16 protein-coding genes are annotated in these 16,824 nt (G+C 69.9%); 3 read left to right on the plus strand and 13 right to left on the minus strand.

The window, feature by feature from the left end; genetic code table 11:
- Positions 1-30: 30 nt before the first annotated feature.
- From KUTG_RS58660 to KUTG_RS19440, 6 genes are all read right to left on the minus strand, one after another.
- Positions 31-210, minus strand: coding sequence for a hypothetical protein (locus tag KUTG_RS58660; protein WP_157494640.1), 180 nt, complete (start codon positions 208-210; stop codon positions 31-33).
- Between the two features lie 516 nt (positions 211-726).
- Positions 727-1,182 (minus strand): hypothetical protein, encoded by a 456-nt coding sequence (locus tag KUTG_RS63710; RefSeq protein WP_232240858.1) that lies wholly within the window; start codon positions 1,180-1,182, stop codon positions 727-729.
- A gap of 150 nt (positions 1,183-1,332) precedes the next feature.
- On the minus strand, positions 1,333-4,491 hold the full coding sequence (locus KUTG_RS19425) for an ATP-binding protein (RefSeq protein WP_043718657.1): 3,159 nt from the start codon (positions 4,489-4,491) through the stop codon (positions 1,333-1,335).
- On the minus strand, positions 4,488-5,096 hold the full coding sequence (locus tag KUTG_RS19430) for a hypothetical protein (protein ID WP_043729911.1): 609 nt from the start codon (positions 5,094-5,096) through the stop codon (positions 4,488-4,490). Before KUTG_RS19430 ends, KUTG_RS19425 begins: the two co-directional genes overlap by 4 nt.
- A gap of 11 nt (positions 5,097-5,107) precedes the next feature.
- Positions 5,108-6,703, minus strand: a complete 1,596-nt coding sequence (locus KUTG_RS19435; protein ID WP_043718658.1) for a KGGVGR-motif variant AAA ATPase — start codon at positions 6,701-6,703, stop codon at positions 5,108-5,110.
- Positions 6,703-7,296 carry a TIR domain-containing protein gene (locus tag KUTG_RS19440; protein ID WP_043729913.1) on the minus strand — a complete coding sequence of 198 codons (594 nt, stop codon included), beginning with the start codon at positions 7,294-7,296 and terminating at the stop codon, positions 6,703-6,705. The genes KUTG_RS19435 and KUTG_RS19440 overlap by 1 nt, the downstream gene beginning before the upstream one ends.
- 149 nt (positions 7,297-7,445) lie before the next feature.
- Between KUTG_RS19440 and KUTG_RS19445 the strand changes: the two genes are divergently transcribed.
- The gene (locus KUTG_RS19445; RefSeq protein WP_232240859.1) at positions 7,446-8,324 is read left to right on the plus strand and encodes a trypsin-like serine peptidase; all 879 of its coding nucleotides are present in this window, start codon (positions 7,446-7,448) and stop codon (positions 8,322-8,324) included.
- Positions 8,325-8,360: 36 nt separating this feature from the next.
- Here KUTG_RS19445 and KUTG_RS19450 read toward each other — a convergent pair whose 3' ends face one another.
- From KUTG_RS19450 to KUTG_RS19470, 5 genes are all read right to left on the minus strand, one after another.
- A complete protein-coding gene (locus KUTG_RS19450) occupies positions 8,361-8,747 on the minus strand; it encodes a nuclear transport factor 2 family protein (protein ID WP_043718659.1) in 387 nt (128 codons plus the stop codon).
- Entirely contained in the window at positions 8,744-9,550 is an 807-nt protein-coding gene (locus tag KUTG_RS19455; RefSeq protein ID WP_043718660.1) for an MBL fold metallo-hydrolase, read from the minus strand. The genes KUTG_RS19450 and KUTG_RS19455 overlap by 4 nt, the downstream gene beginning before the upstream one ends.
- Positions 9,551-9,627: 77 nt before the next feature.
- The gene (locus KUTG_RS19460) at positions 9,628-10,176 is read right to left on the minus strand and encodes a MarR family winged helix-turn-helix transcriptional regulator (RefSeq protein WP_232240860.1); all 549 of its coding nucleotides are present in this window, start codon (positions 10,174-10,176) and stop codon (positions 9,628-9,630) included.
- On the minus strand, positions 10,152-11,471 hold the full coding sequence (locus KUTG_RS19465; RefSeq protein WP_043718661.1) for an MFS transporter: 1,320 nt from the start codon (positions 11,469-11,471) through the stop codon (positions 10,152-10,154). The genes KUTG_RS19460 and KUTG_RS19465 overlap by 25 nt, the downstream gene beginning before the upstream one ends.
- Positions 11,472-11,479: 8 nt before the next feature.
- Positions 11,480-12,433 carry a helix-turn-helix transcriptional regulator gene (locus KUTG_RS19470; RefSeq protein WP_198047225.1) on the minus strand — a complete coding sequence of 318 codons (954 nt, stop codon included), beginning with the start codon at positions 12,431-12,433 and terminating at the stop codon, positions 11,480-11,482.
- A gap of 53 nt (positions 12,434-12,486) precedes the next feature.
- Between KUTG_RS19470 and KUTG_RS19475 the strand changes: the two genes are divergently transcribed.
- The gene (locus tag KUTG_RS19475) at positions 12,487-13,026 is read left to right on the plus strand and encodes a DinB family protein (protein ID WP_043718662.1); all 540 of its coding nucleotides are present in this window, start codon (positions 12,487-12,489) and stop codon (positions 13,024-13,026) included.
- The gene (locus tag KUTG_RS19480; RefSeq protein ID WP_043718663.1) at positions 13,026-14,063 is read left to right on the plus strand and encodes a winged helix DNA-binding domain-containing protein; all 1,038 of its coding nucleotides are present in this window, start codon (positions 13,026-13,028) and stop codon (positions 14,061-14,063) included. Before KUTG_RS19475 ends, KUTG_RS19480 begins: the two co-directional genes overlap by 1 nt.
- On the opposite strand, the gene KUTG_RS19485 is transcribed toward KUTG_RS19480, so the two are convergent.
- On the minus strand, positions 14,056-15,168 hold the full coding sequence (locus tag KUTG_RS19485) for a metal-dependent hydrolase family protein (RefSeq protein WP_084581210.1): 1,113 nt from the start codon (positions 15,166-15,168) through the stop codon (positions 14,056-14,058). The two genes, KUTG_RS19480 and KUTG_RS19485, sit on opposite strands and share 8 nt — an antisense overlap.
- A 38-nt stretch (positions 15,169-15,206) precedes the next feature.
- The gene (locus tag KUTG_RS19490) at positions 15,207-16,805 is read right to left on the minus strand and encodes a glycerol-3-phosphate dehydrogenase/oxidase (protein ID WP_052394978.1); all 1,599 of its coding nucleotides are present in this window, start codon (positions 16,803-16,805) and stop codon (positions 15,207-15,209) included.
- Between the last annotated feature and the right edge of the window lie 19 nt (positions 16,806-16,824).

A 16,824-nucleotide genomic window follows, 5' to 3' on the forward strand; every position in this document is an offset into this window, starting at 1 on the left:
CCGCGACCGCTTCGCGGCCGGCGTCCGCGATCAGCCGTGCCAGGGGTTGCCGCCGTCGGTGTTGACGCTGGTCGTGGTGGGCGGCGGCGGGGTCGGGTCGTTGCCGTCGGCGCGGTGGGCCGCGCTGCCGGCCGCCGCGCCGAAGACGATGCACAACGCGATCACGGCCGCACCGACGCCGGCGAGCAAACGGGACACAGAAGTGGACATGACAAATCCTCCTGGCGAGAGAAAGTGATTGCCGGGGCGTTGTTTCCGGGAATTCCGGCGCCCACGTCAAGGATTCGTCAGAATGATCGCGACAACAATGAGGTGACCGTTTCCCACCGGGATGGGAAACGGGAAACGGTCGGATCCACCGCTCGTCCACTTCCCGTCGACATCGTGTCCGGATCCTGCCCACACACAGCGGAACCGGAGCACCAGGAGGTTGGAGTGGACTACGACGTTGCCGTGTCGTTCGCCGAGGAGCAGCGGGACGCGGTCGGGGAGGCAGTCGAGGCGTGGCGACAGCGGGGGCTGACCGTGCTGCACGGTCCGGATCAGACGCACGAATGGTGGTCACACAAGGAAAGCGGTGACCTGCCGGACGCCCGGGTGCGGTTCTTCGTGCCGTTCGTGTCGTCCGTGGACGACTTCGCGGCGGCGATGCTTCGCGCCGTCAAGGCCGGGGACGAGCACGTGCTGCCGGTGTTGGCCGGCTCTCTTGAGGTTCCCGCCGAGTTGTCACACCCGCATATCGCTTACCTGCGCGACTCCGAGGGCCTCACCGAGGCGCTGGCCGCCCGCATCGAGGCTTCGTCCTTGTCCGCCCCCGTCGCGGACATCGTCACCGGGGCCCGGGAATTCGTTGCCCCCGCTGCCGTTCCGGCGACCTTCAGCCGTTACGCCGAGCAGGACGCCGCCATGCGGTACCTGGGCGAGCAGTTCGCCGCCGCCCTGCCCGGTCTCTCGCGGCGCGGCTTCGCCGGCACCGCGCACGTCGGCGACGCCCGGATCTCCGTTCGCATCGAGCGGGCCGGGGACACCTTGTACGCCTTGGACATTCAGCGCGGCGGCATCGGCGGCGACGAGACCGTCAACTTCGTCGTCGGCCGCCACGACGCCGGCAGCGCGTGCAGCAACGGCTGGGCCCGGCCCGTCTACGACCTCTCCGCCGGCGCCGCTGTCCTTGAGCTGCATGACCTTTCGGTGTTGGGCCGGGGCGCCGAGCCGCGGTTACCGTCGCGAGGAGCTGTTCGCCGCCCTGTGGCAGCGCATCAACACCGTCCTCGCCGCTTCCCTCGGATAGCAACGCCAACGGGCTCCCCACCTCCGGTGGGGAGCCCGTTGCTAGTCGCGCGCCCGGTCGAGAACTTCCTCCAGCCGCAGCGGACTCGGTGGGTGGTGGCTCAGGCACAGCGGCGTCCTGATCTTGCGGAACCCGAACTTCTCCCCCGTGGCGTAGAACTGCCCCCGCTCAAGCCGGGAGATGTCCGCCACCCCGCTTCCCTTGGCCCGCGCCATTTCCGTCGCCGCCGCGATCTGCGCCGGGCTGTTGAGCCGCCCGAAGAACTGCGTCGTGGCGTTGCCGACGACCTGGTTGTGCACCCCTTTCGGCGCCTGCGTGGCCAGAATCAGCCCCAGCCCGTACTTGCGGGCCTGCGAGGCCAGCAGGATCGTGCTCTGCGTGCTGGCCGTCAGATTCCCGGACGGCGCAATGGTCTGCGCCTCGTCCATCACGATCAGCCCGCCCAGCGGCCGGTCCGTCGCCGGGTTCCGCTTGACCCAGGCGAACACCTCCAGCTGCAACTGGCTGACGAACCCCTGTCGCTGCTCCTCCGCCGGCAGTCCCACGAAGCTGATCACCGACACCCGCGCCCGCTTGCCTTCCGACGGCGTCAGCAGCAGCTCCGGATCCGTCGGCGTGCCGCTCCCGCCCAACAGCGGGTCGTTGACCATCGCCGCCCTCAGCGTCTCCGCCAGATCCGCCGCCGTCGCCGTCCCCGTGTTGAGCTGGCTCACCCCTTCCGGCAGCTCCGCCAGCGTCTCCACGAACCCTTCCAGGTCCCGGTTCCCCCTCCTCGCGTAGTACGTCAGCGCCTCCCTCAGCACCGCTTTGCCCCGCTGCGCCGCCTTCGACGCTCCCGTCAGCCCCGCGTGCGGCACCAGCCTCGCCACCGCCGCCTCCACCGCCGCCTGGAACTCGTCCACGTCCTCCCGGACGCTGTCGAAGTCCGGCAGCGGCTGAAAACTCAGCGGCCTTCCACCCGCCCTTCCCGGCGTCCACACCACCACCTCGGTGTTCGCCAGGTACTCCTTCGCCCTCTCTCCATCCCCTTCCCCCCACCCCACCGGCCTTTCCGGCCAGGCATCCCCCATCCTCGCCAGGTCGTTGTTCGGGTCCAGCACGATCGCCGACACGCCCCGCAGCGCACACTCCTCCACGATCCTGCGCAGCAGCACCGTCTTCCCGCTCCCCGACCCCGCGAAGATCATCACATGCTTCCGCAACGACTCCAGCTCGATCCGCACCGAGTCCAGCACAATCTCCTCGGCGCTCTGGATCTGTTCCGTCCGCTCAACGGCCACCACCGGTTCCGGCTCCGCGGTCGGCCAAGCCGGCTCCGCTTCCGGTCCAGCCGTCTCCACCACCGTCTTCAGCGCGGTCTCGACCGGCGGCGGCCGCGTCTCCCGCCGCGTCGCCGCCCCCGACCCCTGCTCCGGCAATATCTCCCGCAGAAACGTCGTCGTGCTCACCGGCTTGCGCGACACCATCCACGCCATCAGCTGGTGCGTCTGGTCGGCCAGCATCTCCTTCAAGGCGCTGAAGGTCCGCAGGTCGTCATCGGTGATCTTGACCCGCCGGCCGCCTGCCCCCTCCAACTCGGCGGCCTCGTGCCTGGTCTTCGCACCGGCCCAGCCCCGGTTCCCGTTCTGCAGCAGGACCAGGTGCCGGTTGTTCACGCCGGGCCGCATCTGCGCCGCGTCGCGGGCGTTGCGCATTCGACGCAGCACGGTGGTCCCGTGTGCGCTCGCGATGAACCGGAAACCCCACAGCTCCTGGATGTCCTGTTCCTCGTCGACAGTGCGGCGCAGGCTCACGTGCAGCGAGTCGCCGCCGTGCGCGGGATCGGGCTTCCACTCCATGGCGTCGTTGCCGACCTCGGTGATCCACGCCTGCACCGCGGCCAGGAGCAGGCCCGGCATCACGTCGTCCTCGGTGGTCAGCTTCAGGTCGCCGGCCGAGATGGTGGCCTCCGCCCGCAGCTTGGCGAACTTCTCGTCGTACTCCCTCAGGTAGTCGGGAGGCGGCCCGGCGACCCGGACGGGCAGCTCGGACGGCTTCTCGTCGAAGGAGCGCAGCTCGCGGACCTCGCCGAACACACAGGCCTCGGCGTGGGCATGGATGACCTTGAGCAGCTCACGCGGCGTGTAGGAGGTCCACGAGTCGCCGAACGCGGCCGGCGACACCGGCCAGGTCGGGTGCGGCGGCGTGAACCCCTCCCGCTCGTAGACCGTCGACAGCCACTTCGCCACCAGCGCCCGGCCGAACTCCGGATCGCCGATCAGCTTCAGCACCGGCGTCCTGGTGAAGCGGTCCTCGACCGAGTCGCTCGCGTTGTCCTCCAGCAGCGACCAGGAGTTGGGCAGGCAGGCCACGATCGACAGGGTCCGCCTGGTCGTCTGGCGCAGCTGCATCAGGCCGTCCGCGATGGACGCGACCTCCAGCTTCAACGCCGGGCTCGGCTCGCCGGCCTCGATCGCATGCTGTCCCTTGCTGACCAGCGTGTCCAACTGATCGATGGCGACCACGCAGGGACCGGTGAGCGCCAGCACACGCGAGATGTCCCGCACGAGGATGCGCGGATCCTGCTGTTTGGCCGGGATTCCCCAGCGGCGGGCGTGGGTCGCCTCGGCCGTGCCCTCCAGGAACGACCGCCCGACCTCGAAGTGCTCGGAGGCATACAGCGCCAGCGCGCGAATGGTGTCCGCACCTTCGGCGACGACCCGCTCATCCACCTTCAGCAGGTAGCGGACGAGTTCGCGCAGGCTCTCGGCGGTCAGCGCGGTTCGGTTGAGCAGCGACCGCCGCACCGCCTCCGGCACGTTCGCCCGCACACACAGCCGCCGGAGCAGCGCGATGATCTGCAGCTCGCCGTCCTCGTTGACCTGTCGCAGCTCGCTGCGCATGGCGCTGGCGACGTCGGCCCAGAACTCGTCGCCCTTGGTCAGCTCGACGAGGAAGAAGTAGCCGCCCTCACGCTGCACGGCCCGACGCGCCCAGCCTAGGAGGTGCGTCTTGCCGATCCCCTTCTGCCCCTGCAGCACCAGGCCGATCGGGCTGGGGCCGGTACTGGCCGCCGCGTCCGCGATGCCGTTCCTGATGCGGTATTCGGCCACCACATGCAGTCCGTCCACATGCGACGGTGAAGTGTTCCAGACTTCGTCCGGCGTCTCGGCGGAGTTGAACCGCAGCGCCGCCAAGGCCTTGCGTAGCTCCTCGGTCATGATCCCTCGATCAGCAGCAGATGCTTGTCCTCGGTGCCGATCCGGATCGCCGCGTCCCGGTCCTCGTCGGTCAGCACCTTGCGGTTGGAGTCCGGGGCCAGGTTGGCCCCGCCCGCCTTGATCATCCTGAGTAGCACGGTGTCGACCGTCTGCCGGTCGATGCCGTCGGTCTCCGGCCGGATCCGGGCCAGCCGGATCCACTCCTCGGGCTTGACCGACAGTTGCTCGTAGACGCCGCGGATCAGGGCCTCCAGGCTGCCCCGGTCGAGCACGTCGGCGAAGTCGATGTCCCGCCAGGCCAGGTACCGCGGCAGGCTGCGCATGACCTCGAACACCAGGCGGGGCAGCGGACCTGTCCGATCCGGGGCCTCGACCTTGCCCAATGCCTTGGCGCACCAGGCAATGCCGTCGTCGGTGATCTGGTGCACGTACGGCCGGCCCAGCTGCCAGGACCGGATGAGGCCGTCCTTGTTCAACCGGTCCCGGCCGTCCGCGCGCAACTCGATCCCGTAGTTCTTCTTCAGATCCGGGTTCCGCACCGTGCCACGGGCCAGCATCAGCGCGAACAGAGTCGCCTGCTCGGGATTTCCGTACTTCTCGGGCATCACAGCACCTTTCAGACGGTGAGTCGGCGGTCGATCCGGTCGAGCAGCGCGCGAACCTCGGCCGAGAGCTCCGCGGGCAGCTCGACGGAATAGGCCCGCCCACGGGTCTTGCTGAGCAGTTCGAGGTCCACGGAAAGGTCGTGCAGCAGGGCCAGGTCGCCGGCGTTGAGGGCGCCGGTCATGCCGGCGACGGTCTCACCGACCAGTGCCAGCCGTCCGGAGTAGGGAAGCTGCGTAGGCAGGTTCCGCAGCGCCGCGGCGGCCTCCCGCAGGGTTTCCCGATCGGGGTTGGCGATGTCCTGCGAGGCGGTGATCAGCTCGTACAGCTCCCGGGCCACGCCCGGCCCCAACTTCAGCGGCCGCAGATTGCGCAGGAAGCCCGGCAGGCTTTCACGGTCGCCGCCGCGGGTCAGCACGAGGAACAGCTGGCGCTGCCCGTCCCCCGGGGCAAGGGTCTGGCGCAGGAAGTGCTCGGCCTCGTTGACCTGCCACCGAGTCACCTCACCGTCCACCACCAGGCACAGGTGCTTGGCGAACAGCGGCGACCGGTCGAGGAACTCCGGCAGCCCGGACAGCGACTGATCGGCCCGCAGGCCCAGCCGGATCAGCTTGTCCACCAGCTCGGCGGCATCGTTGGCGGCGGAGCGGGGGCTGGAGACCAGGAGATCCAGGTCGAACTCGTCGTGGTTGGCCCGGGCCTCGGCCACGTAGGCGTCCCGGTTGTCGGCCAACAGGTCGGTGCGGTCGAAATGCTGCGCGATGACGGCCGCAACAGTCTCCAGCGCATAGGAGAGCTGGTCAGCCGACGGGTTCGGCTCCTCCAGCACCGGCAACTGCTCACCGAAACTCCAGTAGGAGACGTACGGCAGCGTCAGGTGCCGCATCATCACCTCTTCCGACACCGTCTGGGCCAGCCAGTCGCTGAACAGCGGCTCGACGGCGGCGGCGCAGCGCCGCTGCCAGTCCTCGGCACGCTCGTACTCGACCCGGCTGTCGAGGCGGGACAACACCGGCAGCACCATGTTCTTGGGCCGGTCGAAGGGCATGCCGTCGCGGGCCCGGTCGGCCCGTTTCGCGATGTCGACGACGTCCTGGAGGTTCTGGTCGTTGGCCGTGAACACGACGACCAGCCGGTCGGGCAGATGGGCGGTGCAGATGCCGGCGGTGTCGGAGATGCCGGTGCGGCTGTCGATCAGCACGAAGTCGTAGGCGTCGGTCCACTCCGCGCGGCGCTCTTCCAGGTAAGCAGCGAAACCCAGCCGGTAGAGCTCCTCCCAGTCGATGGACTGCACACGCTGCGCGTAGTCCTGGTCGAAGCGGCCGGCGGCCAGCAGGGCGAGCGTGCCTTCCTCGACATCGAGTTGGAGCTCGTAGCGACGGGGCGGTGTGTTGTTGAGGAAGTCGTGGGCCAGGTCGATGACGCCGCCGGCCGGCGGCTCGGCCATGGCGTGCTTGAAGTAGTAGTGCAGGCCGGGAGCCTCAAGGTCCCAGTCGACGGCCAGCACGCGGTAGCCCCAACGGGCCAGCAGCACCGCGACGTTGGCCAACGTCGAACTGCGGCCGACGCCGCCTTTGTAGGAGTAGAAGGTGACGACCGTGCCGGTCATCACCCGAACCTCGGTATCGGCGTCGTCCGCCGGAGAACCGGCTCCGGCATCTTGACGATCGGCCAGTCGGGTTGCCATTCCGGCACCTGCGGAAGCAGTACGACCAGGTCGCGGGCCAAATCACGAACCTTCCAGTGAAAGGCCCCGAATTTTTTGGTCTTCTGAAACGCCATGTCCGGGTTGGCGAATTCCTTGAAGTCCACCCACGCTACTTCGCGGGCCGCATCCGGAAAGCTGTCCGAGTCGCCGTACAGCACGGAGTAGATCAGCCCCTGCGGCGTGTCGACGCTGGCCAGCCCCAGCCGTTCCTGCCGCGCGCGCATGCTCTCCCACTCGGCGCGGCACCAGTCCGACTCGAAGTAGGGCGGGGCAAGCACCTGGAGCATGATCTTGCTGTGGAGCAGGGCCCGTTGCAGGCTGGACGGCCAGTGGACGCCACGCTCCATCTCGCGGTCGACATACACCCGCGGTTTGGGCGCGATCTCGTCGGCGAGACACTCCTTCAGTTTCGACAGGAAGTGGTTCAGCAGCCATTTCTGCGCGCTGCCCTCACGTGCGTAGCTGATGAATATGTCGTACTCGTAGCCGGACACGCGGACCATGATAGGCATGGATCGAGCGTTGAAAACAGGCATAAAAGTGGTCATTTGCGGGGCTAGTGGGCGGGAAGTTGACAAAAAGTGGGCATTGTCGCTGAAAAGCGGGAGTGCAACCTGTGGACGGGTGGCGCGTCCTACGAGCCATGGGCAGGATGGCGCGAGCGGTGCTCGTTTTTGTGGCGGTGGCGACGGTGGGGACGCCGGCGGCGGTGGCGGACACGGGGCCGGGGCCGCGGGTGGACACGGTGGGGGCGGCGGAGCAGGCGGCGGCGCTGGCCTACTGGACGCCGGAGCGGATGCGGGCGGTGGGGAGCGAGCCGACGGAGCCGGCGGAGAGGCTGGCGAAGCCGTGGGGGAAGCCGGCGCCGAAGGGGGTGGGGCGGTTCTTCTTCACGGAGGAGCCGGGCGGCGACAGCTGGTGCACGGCGACGGCGGTGCCGAGCGGGAACCGGGACACGGTGGTGACGGCGGCGCACTGCGTGCATCCGGGGTTCACCAGGGACGACACGGAGATCAAGGCCAAGAACATCGTGTTCGTGCCGGGTTATGACCGGGGCGAGGAGCCGGAGGGGGTGTTCGCGGCGAGGGCGTTCGTGGCGCCGCCGAACTACAACCTGATGCCGTGGGACGTGGCGATGGTGGTGCTGGCAACCCGGAACGGCAAACACGTGGGGGACGTGGCCGGGACGCAGAAGATCGCCTTCGGGACGAGGCCGACGGGCCAGGCGACCATGTTCGGCTACGCGGGATCGAAGCTGGCGCAAGGGGAGTTTCTCATGCGCTGCACGGTGAAGGCGACGCTGTTCAACAACACCGCGGGCGACGGCTGGAACTCGCCGTGCGACATGGCCGGCGGCTCCAGCGGCGGCCCCTGGCTGGCGGACTTCGACGGCCGGACGGGCACGATCTTCTCGGTGGTGAGCCGGGGCGGCCTGGACGAAGACCTGCACACCACGAGCCTGGAGGGCCCGGCGCTGGGCGACCCGGCGAAGCAGGCGTACCAGCAGGCGTCGGCGATGTGACGAGCGAAGGCGGCGGGCCGGAAGCCCGCCGCCTGGTCACGACATCGCCGCGAGGACCTTGGCGGTGTCGACGAACTGCTCGAAGCGCACGATCTTGCCGCCACGCACCACGAAGTGGTGGGCGACGCGGACGTGGATCGCCTTGCCGGTGGCCTTGTTGGTGGCCGTGTAGCGGGCCAGCACCACGACGTTCTCGCCGTCGACGACGTAGGTGTCGTCGTGCGCGGTCCAGTCGTCCCAGTCGACGGCGAGCTTCTCCATCACGTTGGCGGTCACGCCCTCGGGCGTGCGATACGTTCCAGCCAAAGGGAAACCGGCCATCTCGGTCCACTCCACGTCCGGGGCGAGGGTGTCCCGCAGCGCCGCCAGGTCGCCGGCGGCCGAGGCCAGGTACTGGCGCCGCACCACCTCCGCGGCGCTCATCCCCAGCTCATTTCGCCCTTGGCCACCTTCGGGCCGAGCTGCGCCGCGATCAGCATGCCGTGGTCGGGGTAACGGCTGGTCAGAACCTCGGTCAGGGCAGCGCCGTCGGCGGCCGCTGCCAGCTCCCGTTCGAACGTGACGAGGTACTCGCGGGTCGCGGAGATCGCCGTGACGTCGGCGGGCGCGTCCGGCAGACGGTGCCCGGGCACGACCAACTGGGCGTCCAGCGACGCCATCTCGTCCAGCAGCTGGATCCAGGCGGCGCGCTGCGACGGCTTCGGGGTGTCGGCCACCCACACGTGTTCCCGTTGGAACAAAAGGACTCCGCCGAGGATCACGCCATCCTCCGGCTGCCACAGGTAGTGCCGGTCGGCCAGTTCGGCCGGGCCGCCGCGCAGCTGAAAGCGCTTACCCTCCAGCTCCAGGTCCCCGGTCAGCGGCTTGATGTCGATCAGCCGGGTCGGCAGGTTCGCGCCGACATGGGCCCAGGCCACGAGCTTGCCCTCGTAGCTGTGCCTGATGTGCTCGGTCACCGGCTGCGTCGCCACGAATTCGGCCTCTGGGAAGGCATCGGCGACGACCTCGGCCCCGAAGTAGAAGTCGGGGTCGCCGTGGCTGACGAACACCGTGGTCAGCCGCTTGCCCGAGTCGAGGATCTCGGCCACCAGGCGGTGCCCGTCGGCCCTCGTGAAGCCGGCGTCGACCAGCAGCGCGTCGTGCTCGCCGGTGACCAGGGTGGCGGTCTTGTTCCGGCTGCCGACCGGGAAGTCGACATCCAGGATCTTGTAGTCGAGTGTGCTCATGGTGTCCTCCTCGTGGCCTAGTACCTGACTCAACAGATTCTGACGCGTCAGGTATTTCCCTGAGGAAGTGACTTGGGTCACCGCAGCTGGGGCAGGGCGTCCCGGGCGGCGTGACTAAGAATGCGCAGGTCAGCGAGGAATTGGGCCCGGTGCTCGACCGGCAGTGGGGCCAGGAAGTAACGCTCGATGTTGGCCAGGTGCACCCGGGACGCCCGGACCACGATGTCCTCGCCGAGCGGCGTCAGCCGGACCAGCCGCCCCCGCCGGTCGCCCGGATCGTCGGCCCGCTCCACCAGCCCGGCCGCGGCCATCCGGTCGACGAGCCGGGTGACGCCGCCGGTCGTGAGCACCTGCTCCCGGCCGATCGCCCCCATCGACAGCCCCGGCTCGCCGGCGCGGCCCAGGATCAGCAGCACCTCGTACATGAGGTGGCTGATCCCGAACTCCTCCTCGATGGCCCGCCCGAGGATGTGCCCCAGCCGTCCCGCCACGCCCAGCAACCGGCCGAAGGACACGATCAGCTCGTCGCTCGCCGCGTCCTTCGCCGTCGAGATCTCCGCCCGCTCGTCCACGCCCCCGATCATGCCCGACGCCATCGGGATCAGCCGCGGGGGACGGTTCGCCACGCGACGAGGGCGCCGGCGGCGAAGACCACGCCACCGAGCAGGACACTGAGGTGGTAGCCGGTCATGAAGTCGCCGGTGCCGGTGACGAGGGCGCCGAAGATGGCGACACCGAGGGTGCTGCCGACCTGGCGGCTGGAGTTGAGGGCGCCGGAAGCGGTGCCGGCCATGCCGGCCGGGGCGGCCTCAATGGTGGCGGCGGTGGCCGCCGGCATGGTGTAGGCGGTGCCGAAACCGATGGCCAGCAAGGGAAGGATCAGCAGCCAGTACGGAGTGGCGGTGCCGGCGAAGACCATGGCGAACAGCCCCAGCGCGCCGGTGAGCAGCCCGATGAGCATGACGGGTCGGGGCCCGAACCGGGCGGTGTGCCGGCCGGCCAGGGAGGAGGCCAACGACGCGATGCCGGGCTGGGGCAGCAGGGCCAGCCCGGCCAGCAGCGGGGTGAAGGCCCGAATGTGCTGGAAGTACAGGGAAAGCAGGAAGAGCTCGCCGTAGAAGCCGGTGTTGATGGCCGCGCCGACGAGCACGGAGCCGGTGAACTCCCTGCTACGGAACAAGGACAGCGGCAGCATGGGATGAAGGCGGCGGGATTCCATGACGACAAAACCGATGCCGCCGACCACGGCGACGGCATAGGCCCAGAGGGCGCCCTCGATGAGCCCGAAGGCCAGGCCGCCGACGGCGAGAATGCTCAGCACCTGCCCGGAAAAGTCCAGCCCGACCCGCTCCTGCGGACGGGGCGCGACAACATGGCGCAGCGTCAACACAATCGCGGCGACGCCGACGGGAACGTTGAGGAAGAAGATGACAGGCCAACCGATCCAGCCGGTCAGCACGCCGCCGAGCACCGGCCCGAGCCCGGCGGCGATGCCACCCATGCCGCCCCACACGCCGATGGCTCGGGCCCGAGCGGCGCGGTCCTGGTAGGAGGCGTTGATCAAGGCCAGCGAGGTCGGCAGCACGAGCGCCGCGGCCAGACCCTGGACGAGACGCGCGGCGTTGAGCACCCACAGGCTCGGTGCCAGGCCGCAAATCGCCGAAGCAAGCACGAACAAACCCAGCCCGCACAGGTAAACCCGACGCGCGCCGAGGCGATCTCCCAGCGAGCCGGCGGACAACAGCAGGCAGGCGAACACCAGCGTGTACCCGTCGAGCACCCACTGCAGGCCGCTCGCGGAGGCGTCGAGGTCACGCCCGATGGCGGGCAGGGCGGTGGCGACCACGGTCGCGTCCAGGGGAATCATGAAGAACCCCAGGCAAAGCGACACCAGCGGCCAGCGTCCGGTGGAAGAAGTCACCGTCCACGCTAACCCGATGTCGCTTCGGCCGCAGACGAAGCCGCGGCGTAGCGACGGGCCAACACGGCGAAGGCGTCCCTGAGCTCGGGCGGGCCGACGACCTCGATGTCCGCGCCGAATCGGCCGAAGGCGGCGGCCAATCCGGGCCAGGACCAGGCGCCGAGCACGACACGACAGCGATCGGGGCCGAGCGCCTCGACGACGCCGTTGCCGACGAAGTCCCCGACCGCCCCGGCCGGACAGGCGAGGATGACCTCGCCACGGCACGGCCACGCGTCGATGCCCTCGGATCCCTTGAAGCGGCCCGCGACGAAGGTCGCCACGTCGCCGCCGGGCAGGTCACGCGGCGTGAAACGCGGGCCGGTGGGCGTGCGGGGCGCGATCCGGTCGACGCGGAAGGTGCGCCAGTCGTCGCGTTCGAGGTCCCAGGCCACGAGATACCAGCGGCCGCTCCAGGTCACAAGGTTGTGCGGCTCGACCCGTCGCAACTCGGCCTTGTAGTCGAAGCGCAGCACCGCACGAGCGTGCACAGCGGCGCTGACCGCCATGATCACGGCGACGTCGACCGGCGGGTGGCCCACGGACAGAGCCGTGACCTGCAACGCGTCGATGCGGTGCCGTAGCCGCGACGGCATGACCTGCCGGATGGTGCTCAGCGCCCGAGCGGCGGCCTCGCCGACACCGCTGGTGGCGATGGCGGTCTGCAACGCCACGGCCAGCGCCACCGCCTGCTCGTCGTCGAACAGCAGCGGCGGCAGCTCGGCGCCGGCGCCGAGGCGGTACCCGCCGTCCGGTCCCTTGATCGTCTGGATGGGATAGCCCAGCTCACGCAGGCGATCCACGTCCCGCCGCACCGTGCGGGGGCTGACTTCGAGGCGGTCGGCCAGCAGCTGCCCGGGCCAGTCGCGGCGCAGCTGGAGCAGGGAGAGCAGCGACAGCAGCCGTCCCGAAGTTTTCGGCATGCCGTCCAGAGTAGCGGTCACAACCTGTCCACTACCCCTGTCAGAGTGGTCCCATGACTGAGACCACCGACCTGCTCGCGGTCCTCGCCGCCGCCCGATCCGCCCTGGTCAGGACGGCCGACGGGCTCACCGACGAGCAGGCCGCCGCCCGCCCGACCGTCAGCTCGCTGTGCGTCGGCGGCGTGATCAAGCACGTGCTGGCCATGGAGGACCAGTGGCTGCGCTTCACCGTCGAGGGCGCGTCGGCCATGCCGCACGAGCTGCCCGACGGCGTCACCTGGGCCGACATCATGACCGGCGCCGCGCAACCTCCACGGTGGATGATCGACCACCAGAACGGTTTCCTGATGCTGCCCGGCGAAACCCTGGCCGACATTCTCACCCGCTACGAGAAGGTGGCCGCCAGCACCGCCGAGATCCTGGCCACCGCCGACCTGGATACCAGCCACGCGCTGCCGCCCGTCCCCTGGCTGGAGCCCGGCGGCTCATATAGCGTCCGGCGCGTGATCATGCACGTCATCGCCGAGACCGCGCAGCACGCCGGGCACGCCGACATCCTGCGGGAAAGCCTGGACGGGCAGAAGTCCGGCTGATGACCGTCCTGTCCCAGCGGGCCCTCAACCGCGCCACCCTGGCCCGCCAGCTGCTGCTCGACCGCGTCGACCTCCCGGTTCTCGACGCGGTCGGGCATCTCTGCGGGCTCCAGGCGCAGGAGCCGCAGGAGCCCTTCATCGGGCTCTGGTCGCGGCTGCAAGACTTTTCACCCTCGACGTTGTCGGATCTCCTTGTACAGCGCCGGGTTGTGCGTACCCACCTCATGCGCCGCACGGTCCACCTGCTCACCGCCGACGACGTCCTCGCCTGGCGTTCCCGGCACGATTCCATGCTGCGCCAACGGGTTCTCAGCACCTACCGCCGTGAACTGGCCGATGTCGACCTCGACGAGCTCCTCGCCGCCGGCCACGCCGTCATGGCCGACGGTGAACCCCGAACCATGGCCGAGCTCGTGCAGGCCACCAACCGTTGGCCCGACGTTCCCCCGCGGGTCCTCGGCGAGCTGCTCATCGCCGCCCTCGTGCCCGTGGTGCAGATCCCGCCCCGTGGCCTCTGGCGCGGCACAGGCGGCGTACGCAACGTCCTTGTCACGTCCTGGCTCGGCCGCCCTCTCGATCCCGCCGACGCCGGGCCCGCCTTGGTCCGCCGCTACCTCGCCGCCTTCGGCCCCGCCGCCACCGCCGACATCCGCGCCTGGTCCGGCCTCGCCGGCCTCCCCGCCGCCGTCGCCGCCCTGCGCCCCGAGCTCGTCTCCTTCCGTGACGAACGCGGCCGCGAGCTCCACGACCTTCCCGACGCCCCTCGCCCCTCCCCCGACACCCCTGCCCCCGTGCGCTTCCTGCCCGCCTTCGACAACGCCCTGCTCGGCTACGACGACCGCACCCGCATCGTCGACGACGCCCACCGCCTCGTCTCCGTCGCCGGCACCCGCGTCGTCCTCGTCGACGGCCGCGTCTCCGCCACCTGGACCCTCTCCGCCGACGCCGTCGCCGTCACCCCGCTCCGCCCCCTCACCCGCACCGAACGCACCGCCGTAGCCGAAGAGGCCGACCGGCTCACCGTCTTCCTCACCTGACAGACAGGTCCACGGGAGTGCCGGCGCGATAGACGGCGGAGACGGAGCGGACGGCCGTGAGGTCGGAGGTGGGATCACCGAACACGACAAGGAGGTCGGCGTCGTAGCCGGGGGCGATGCGGCCCTTGCGGGCGCCGAGACCGCAGGACTCGGCGGCCAGGCGGGTGACGGAGGTGAGGACGGCCTCGGCGGAAAGGGCGGAGAAGCGCTGGAATTCGGGGAGGCCGTAGGGAAGGCAGTTGTGCGGCTTGTACGCGATGATGCCGGCGTCGGAGGAGCAGACGACACGGGCGCCCTCGCGGAGCATCTGGGGGAGGAAAGCGCGGGCCTTAATGACATGGGGCGGGGTGGGCGGGGTGTCGTCGCCGAGCAGGCGGCCGGCGGTGACGCCGACGTAGGTGCCGGCGGCGATGATCTCGCGGATGGTGCCCCAGTCGGGGGCGGCGCCGTCGGCGGTGAGGAAGGTGGCGTGCTCGATGCCGTCCACACCGGCGCGAACGGCGTCGCGGATGCCGTCGCCGCCGTGGGCGTGGGCGGTCACGGGCAAACCGACGGAGTGGGCGGCGTCGACGATGGCGCTGAGCTGGTCGAGATCGTACTGGGACTGGTGCGGGGAGCTGCCGGCGGTGATGCCGCCGCCGGTGGCCATGACCTTGACGACGTCGACGCCACGGGCCAGCCGCTCGGCGACGGCGTCGATCAGGGCGTCGCGGTCGGCCGGCACCTCGCCGCCGAGGAACCAGCAATGCCCGCCGGGCGTGGTGATCGGCGGCCCGGCGGCGAGGATCTCGGGCAGCAGCCCGGAAGTGCTCTCCCGGAGGTCGACGGCGAGGTAGTCCCGGTCCCCCAGATCACGCACGGTGGTGATGCCGGCCCGCAATGCCTGCACGGCATGCCGGCGCATCCGCTCCAGCAGGTCCTCGCGCGGCAAGGAAGTCATGTCCCCCACGGTGTCGCCGCCGGGCTCGAAGACGAGATGGGTATGGGCGTCCACCAGACCCGGCATGAGCGTCACGTCGCCGAGGTCGACAACGTCAACGGCCGCATCGTCGAAGCCGACGATGCGGCCACCGTCGAGCACCACGGTCCGCGGACCGTGGTGCATGGTGTCGCCATCGAATAAGCGCGCGCAGCGAAGACCGATCACGCGGTGATCATGACACCACCGGCCCGATAGTCCGCCACGGCCTCCCGACGCGCGGAGGTGTCCCAGCCGAGCCGCGCGCCGACGAGGTCGGCCACCTGGTCCAGGCAGGCCTGGCCGCGTTCCGGGTACTCGAAGGCGATGCGGGTCCGCCGGCTGAGGACGTCGTCCAGATCCTGCGCGCCCTCGTGGGTCACGGCATGCACGATCTCGGCCGCGATGTACGCCTCGGCGCCGGCCAGCGGGGCCGCGAGGGCGGGATCCTGCCGGATCAGCTCCACCACCTCGGTGACGGCCGAGCCGTAGCGGTTCAGCAGATGCTCCACAGTGGACACCGAAAGGCCGTTGCGCGAGGCGAAGGCGATCCGGTCGGCCCACAGCTCGCGGTATCCGACCGCGCCGTGGATGGGCAGCCGCGCGGTGAGCGAAGGCGCAACGCCGCCGAGGCCGTGCACCGCGGCGTTGACGACGTCGGCCGCCATGACCCGGTAGGTCGTGTACTTCCCGCCGGCCACCACGAAATGCCCGGGCGAGGGCGAGGCGACGGCGTGCTCGCGGGACAGCTTGGCGGTCTCGCTGTTCTTTCCGGCCAGCAGCGGGCGAAGCCCGGCGTAGGTGCCGACGATGTCGTCGACGGTCAGCGGCTCGCGCAGCACCTTGTTCACGTGCTGCAACAGATATTCGACGTCCTCATCCGTGACGGTCGGCCGGTCGGGCGCGTCCGAGTAGGGCGTGTCGGTGGTGCCGATGATCCAGTGCCGGCCCCACGGGATCACGAACAGCACGCTCTTCTCGGTGCGCATGATCAGCCCGGTCTCGAGCTCGATCCGCTCCCGGCGCACGACGATGTGCACGCCCTTGGACATCTGGACCCGGAAGCCGGGGTTGGCCTCGGTCCACACGCCGGTCGCGCCGATCACCCGACGCGCCCGGACACGGATCTCGTTGCCGGACAGGCCGTCCCGGACGACAGCCCCCACGACACGATCGTCGGAGCGCAGCAACTCCGTGACCTCGGCCCGATTCAGCACGGTCGCGCCGTGCTGGGCAGCGGTTCGGGCCACCATCATGGTGAAGCGGGCGTCGTCGACCTGCGCGTCGTAGTAGCGCACGGCCCCGGTGAGCGCATCCGGCCGCAGGCCCGGTGACATGGCCATGACCTTGGTGCGGGACAGGTGTTTGTGCATCGGGACCGAGGTCGCGCCGCCGATGGTGTCGTACAGCATCAGCCCGGCGCCGACGTAGGGCCGTTCCCATCCCTTGTGCGTCAACGGGTACAGGAACGGCACCGGCTTCACCAGGTGCGGGGCGAGGCGCTTGAGCAGCAGACCCCGCTCCCGCAAAGCCTCGCGCACCAACGAGAACTCGAACTGCTCCAGGTAGCGCAGCCCGCCGTGCACGAGCTTGCTCGACCGGCTGGAGGTTCCCGATGCCCAGTCCCGCGCCTCGACCAGCGCGACGGACAGGCCCCGCGACGCGGCATCCAGGGCGGCGCCGACACCGACGATGCCACCGCCTATCACGAGCACGTCGAACTCGGTCTCGGCGAGAGTGCGCAGCGCCGCCTCGCGATAGCCGGCGTCCAGCCTTGCGGACATCGGGAACTCCTTCTAGTCG

The organism is Kutzneria sp. 744 (assembly GCF_000568255.1).
Lineage (GTDB): Bacteria > Actinomycetota > Actinomycetes > Mycobacteriales > Pseudonocardiaceae > Kutzneria.

Excerpts from the sequence above, each read along its gene's own strand:
- KUTG_RS58660 (WP_157494640.1), bottom strand. The coding sequence starts at position 210 with ATGTCCACTTCTGTGTCCCGTTTGCTCGCCGGCGTCGGTGCGGCCGTG.
- KUTG_RS63710 (WP_232240858.1), bottom strand. The coding sequence starts at position 1,182 with ATGCAGCTCAAGGACAGCGGCGCCGGCGGAGAGGTCGTAGACGGGCCG.
- KUTG_RS19425 (WP_043718657.1), bottom strand. The coding sequence starts at position 4,491 with ATGACCGAGGAGCTACGCAAGGCCTTGGCGGCGCTGCGGTTCAACTCC.
- KUTG_RS19430 (WP_043729911.1), bottom strand. The coding sequence starts at position 5,096 with ATGCCCGAGAAGTACGGAAATCCCGAGCAGGCGACTCTGTTCGCGCTG.
- KUTG_RS19435 (WP_043718658.1), bottom strand. The coding sequence starts at position 6,703 with ATGACCGGCACGGTCGTCACCTTCTACTCCTACAAAGGCGGCGTCGGC.
- KUTG_RS19445 (WP_232240859.1), top strand. The coding sequence starts at position 7,446 with ATGGGCAGGATGGCGCGAGCGGTGCTCGTTTTTGTGGCGGTGGCGACG.
- KUTG_RS19450 (WP_043718659.1), bottom strand. The coding sequence starts at position 8,747 with ATGAGCGCCGCGGAGGTGGTGCGGCGCCAGTACCTGGCCTCGGCCGCC.
- KUTG_RS19455 (WP_043718660.1), bottom strand. The coding sequence starts at position 9,550 with ATGAGCACACTCGACTACAAGATCCTGGATGTCGACTTCCCGGTCGGC.
- KUTG_RS19470 (WP_198047225.1), bottom strand. The coding sequence starts at position 12,433 with ATGCCGAAAACTTCGGGACGGCTGCTGTCGCTGCTCTCCCTGCTCCAG.
- KUTG_RS19475 (WP_043718662.1), top strand. The coding sequence starts at position 12,487 with ATGACTGAGACCACCGACCTGCTCGCGGTCCTCGCCGCCGCCCGATCC.
- KUTG_RS19480 (WP_043718663.1), top strand. The coding sequence starts at position 13,026 with ATGACCGTCCTGTCCCAGCGGGCCCTCAACCGCGCCACCCTGGCCCGC.
- KUTG_RS19485 (WP_084581210.1), bottom strand. The coding sequence starts at position 15,168 with ATGCACCACGGTCCGCGGACCGTGGTGCTCGACGGTGGCCGCATCGTC.
- KUTG_RS19490 (WP_052394978.1), bottom strand. The coding sequence starts at position 16,805 with ATGTCCGCAAGGCTGGACGCCGGCTATCGCGAGGCGGCGCTGCGCACT.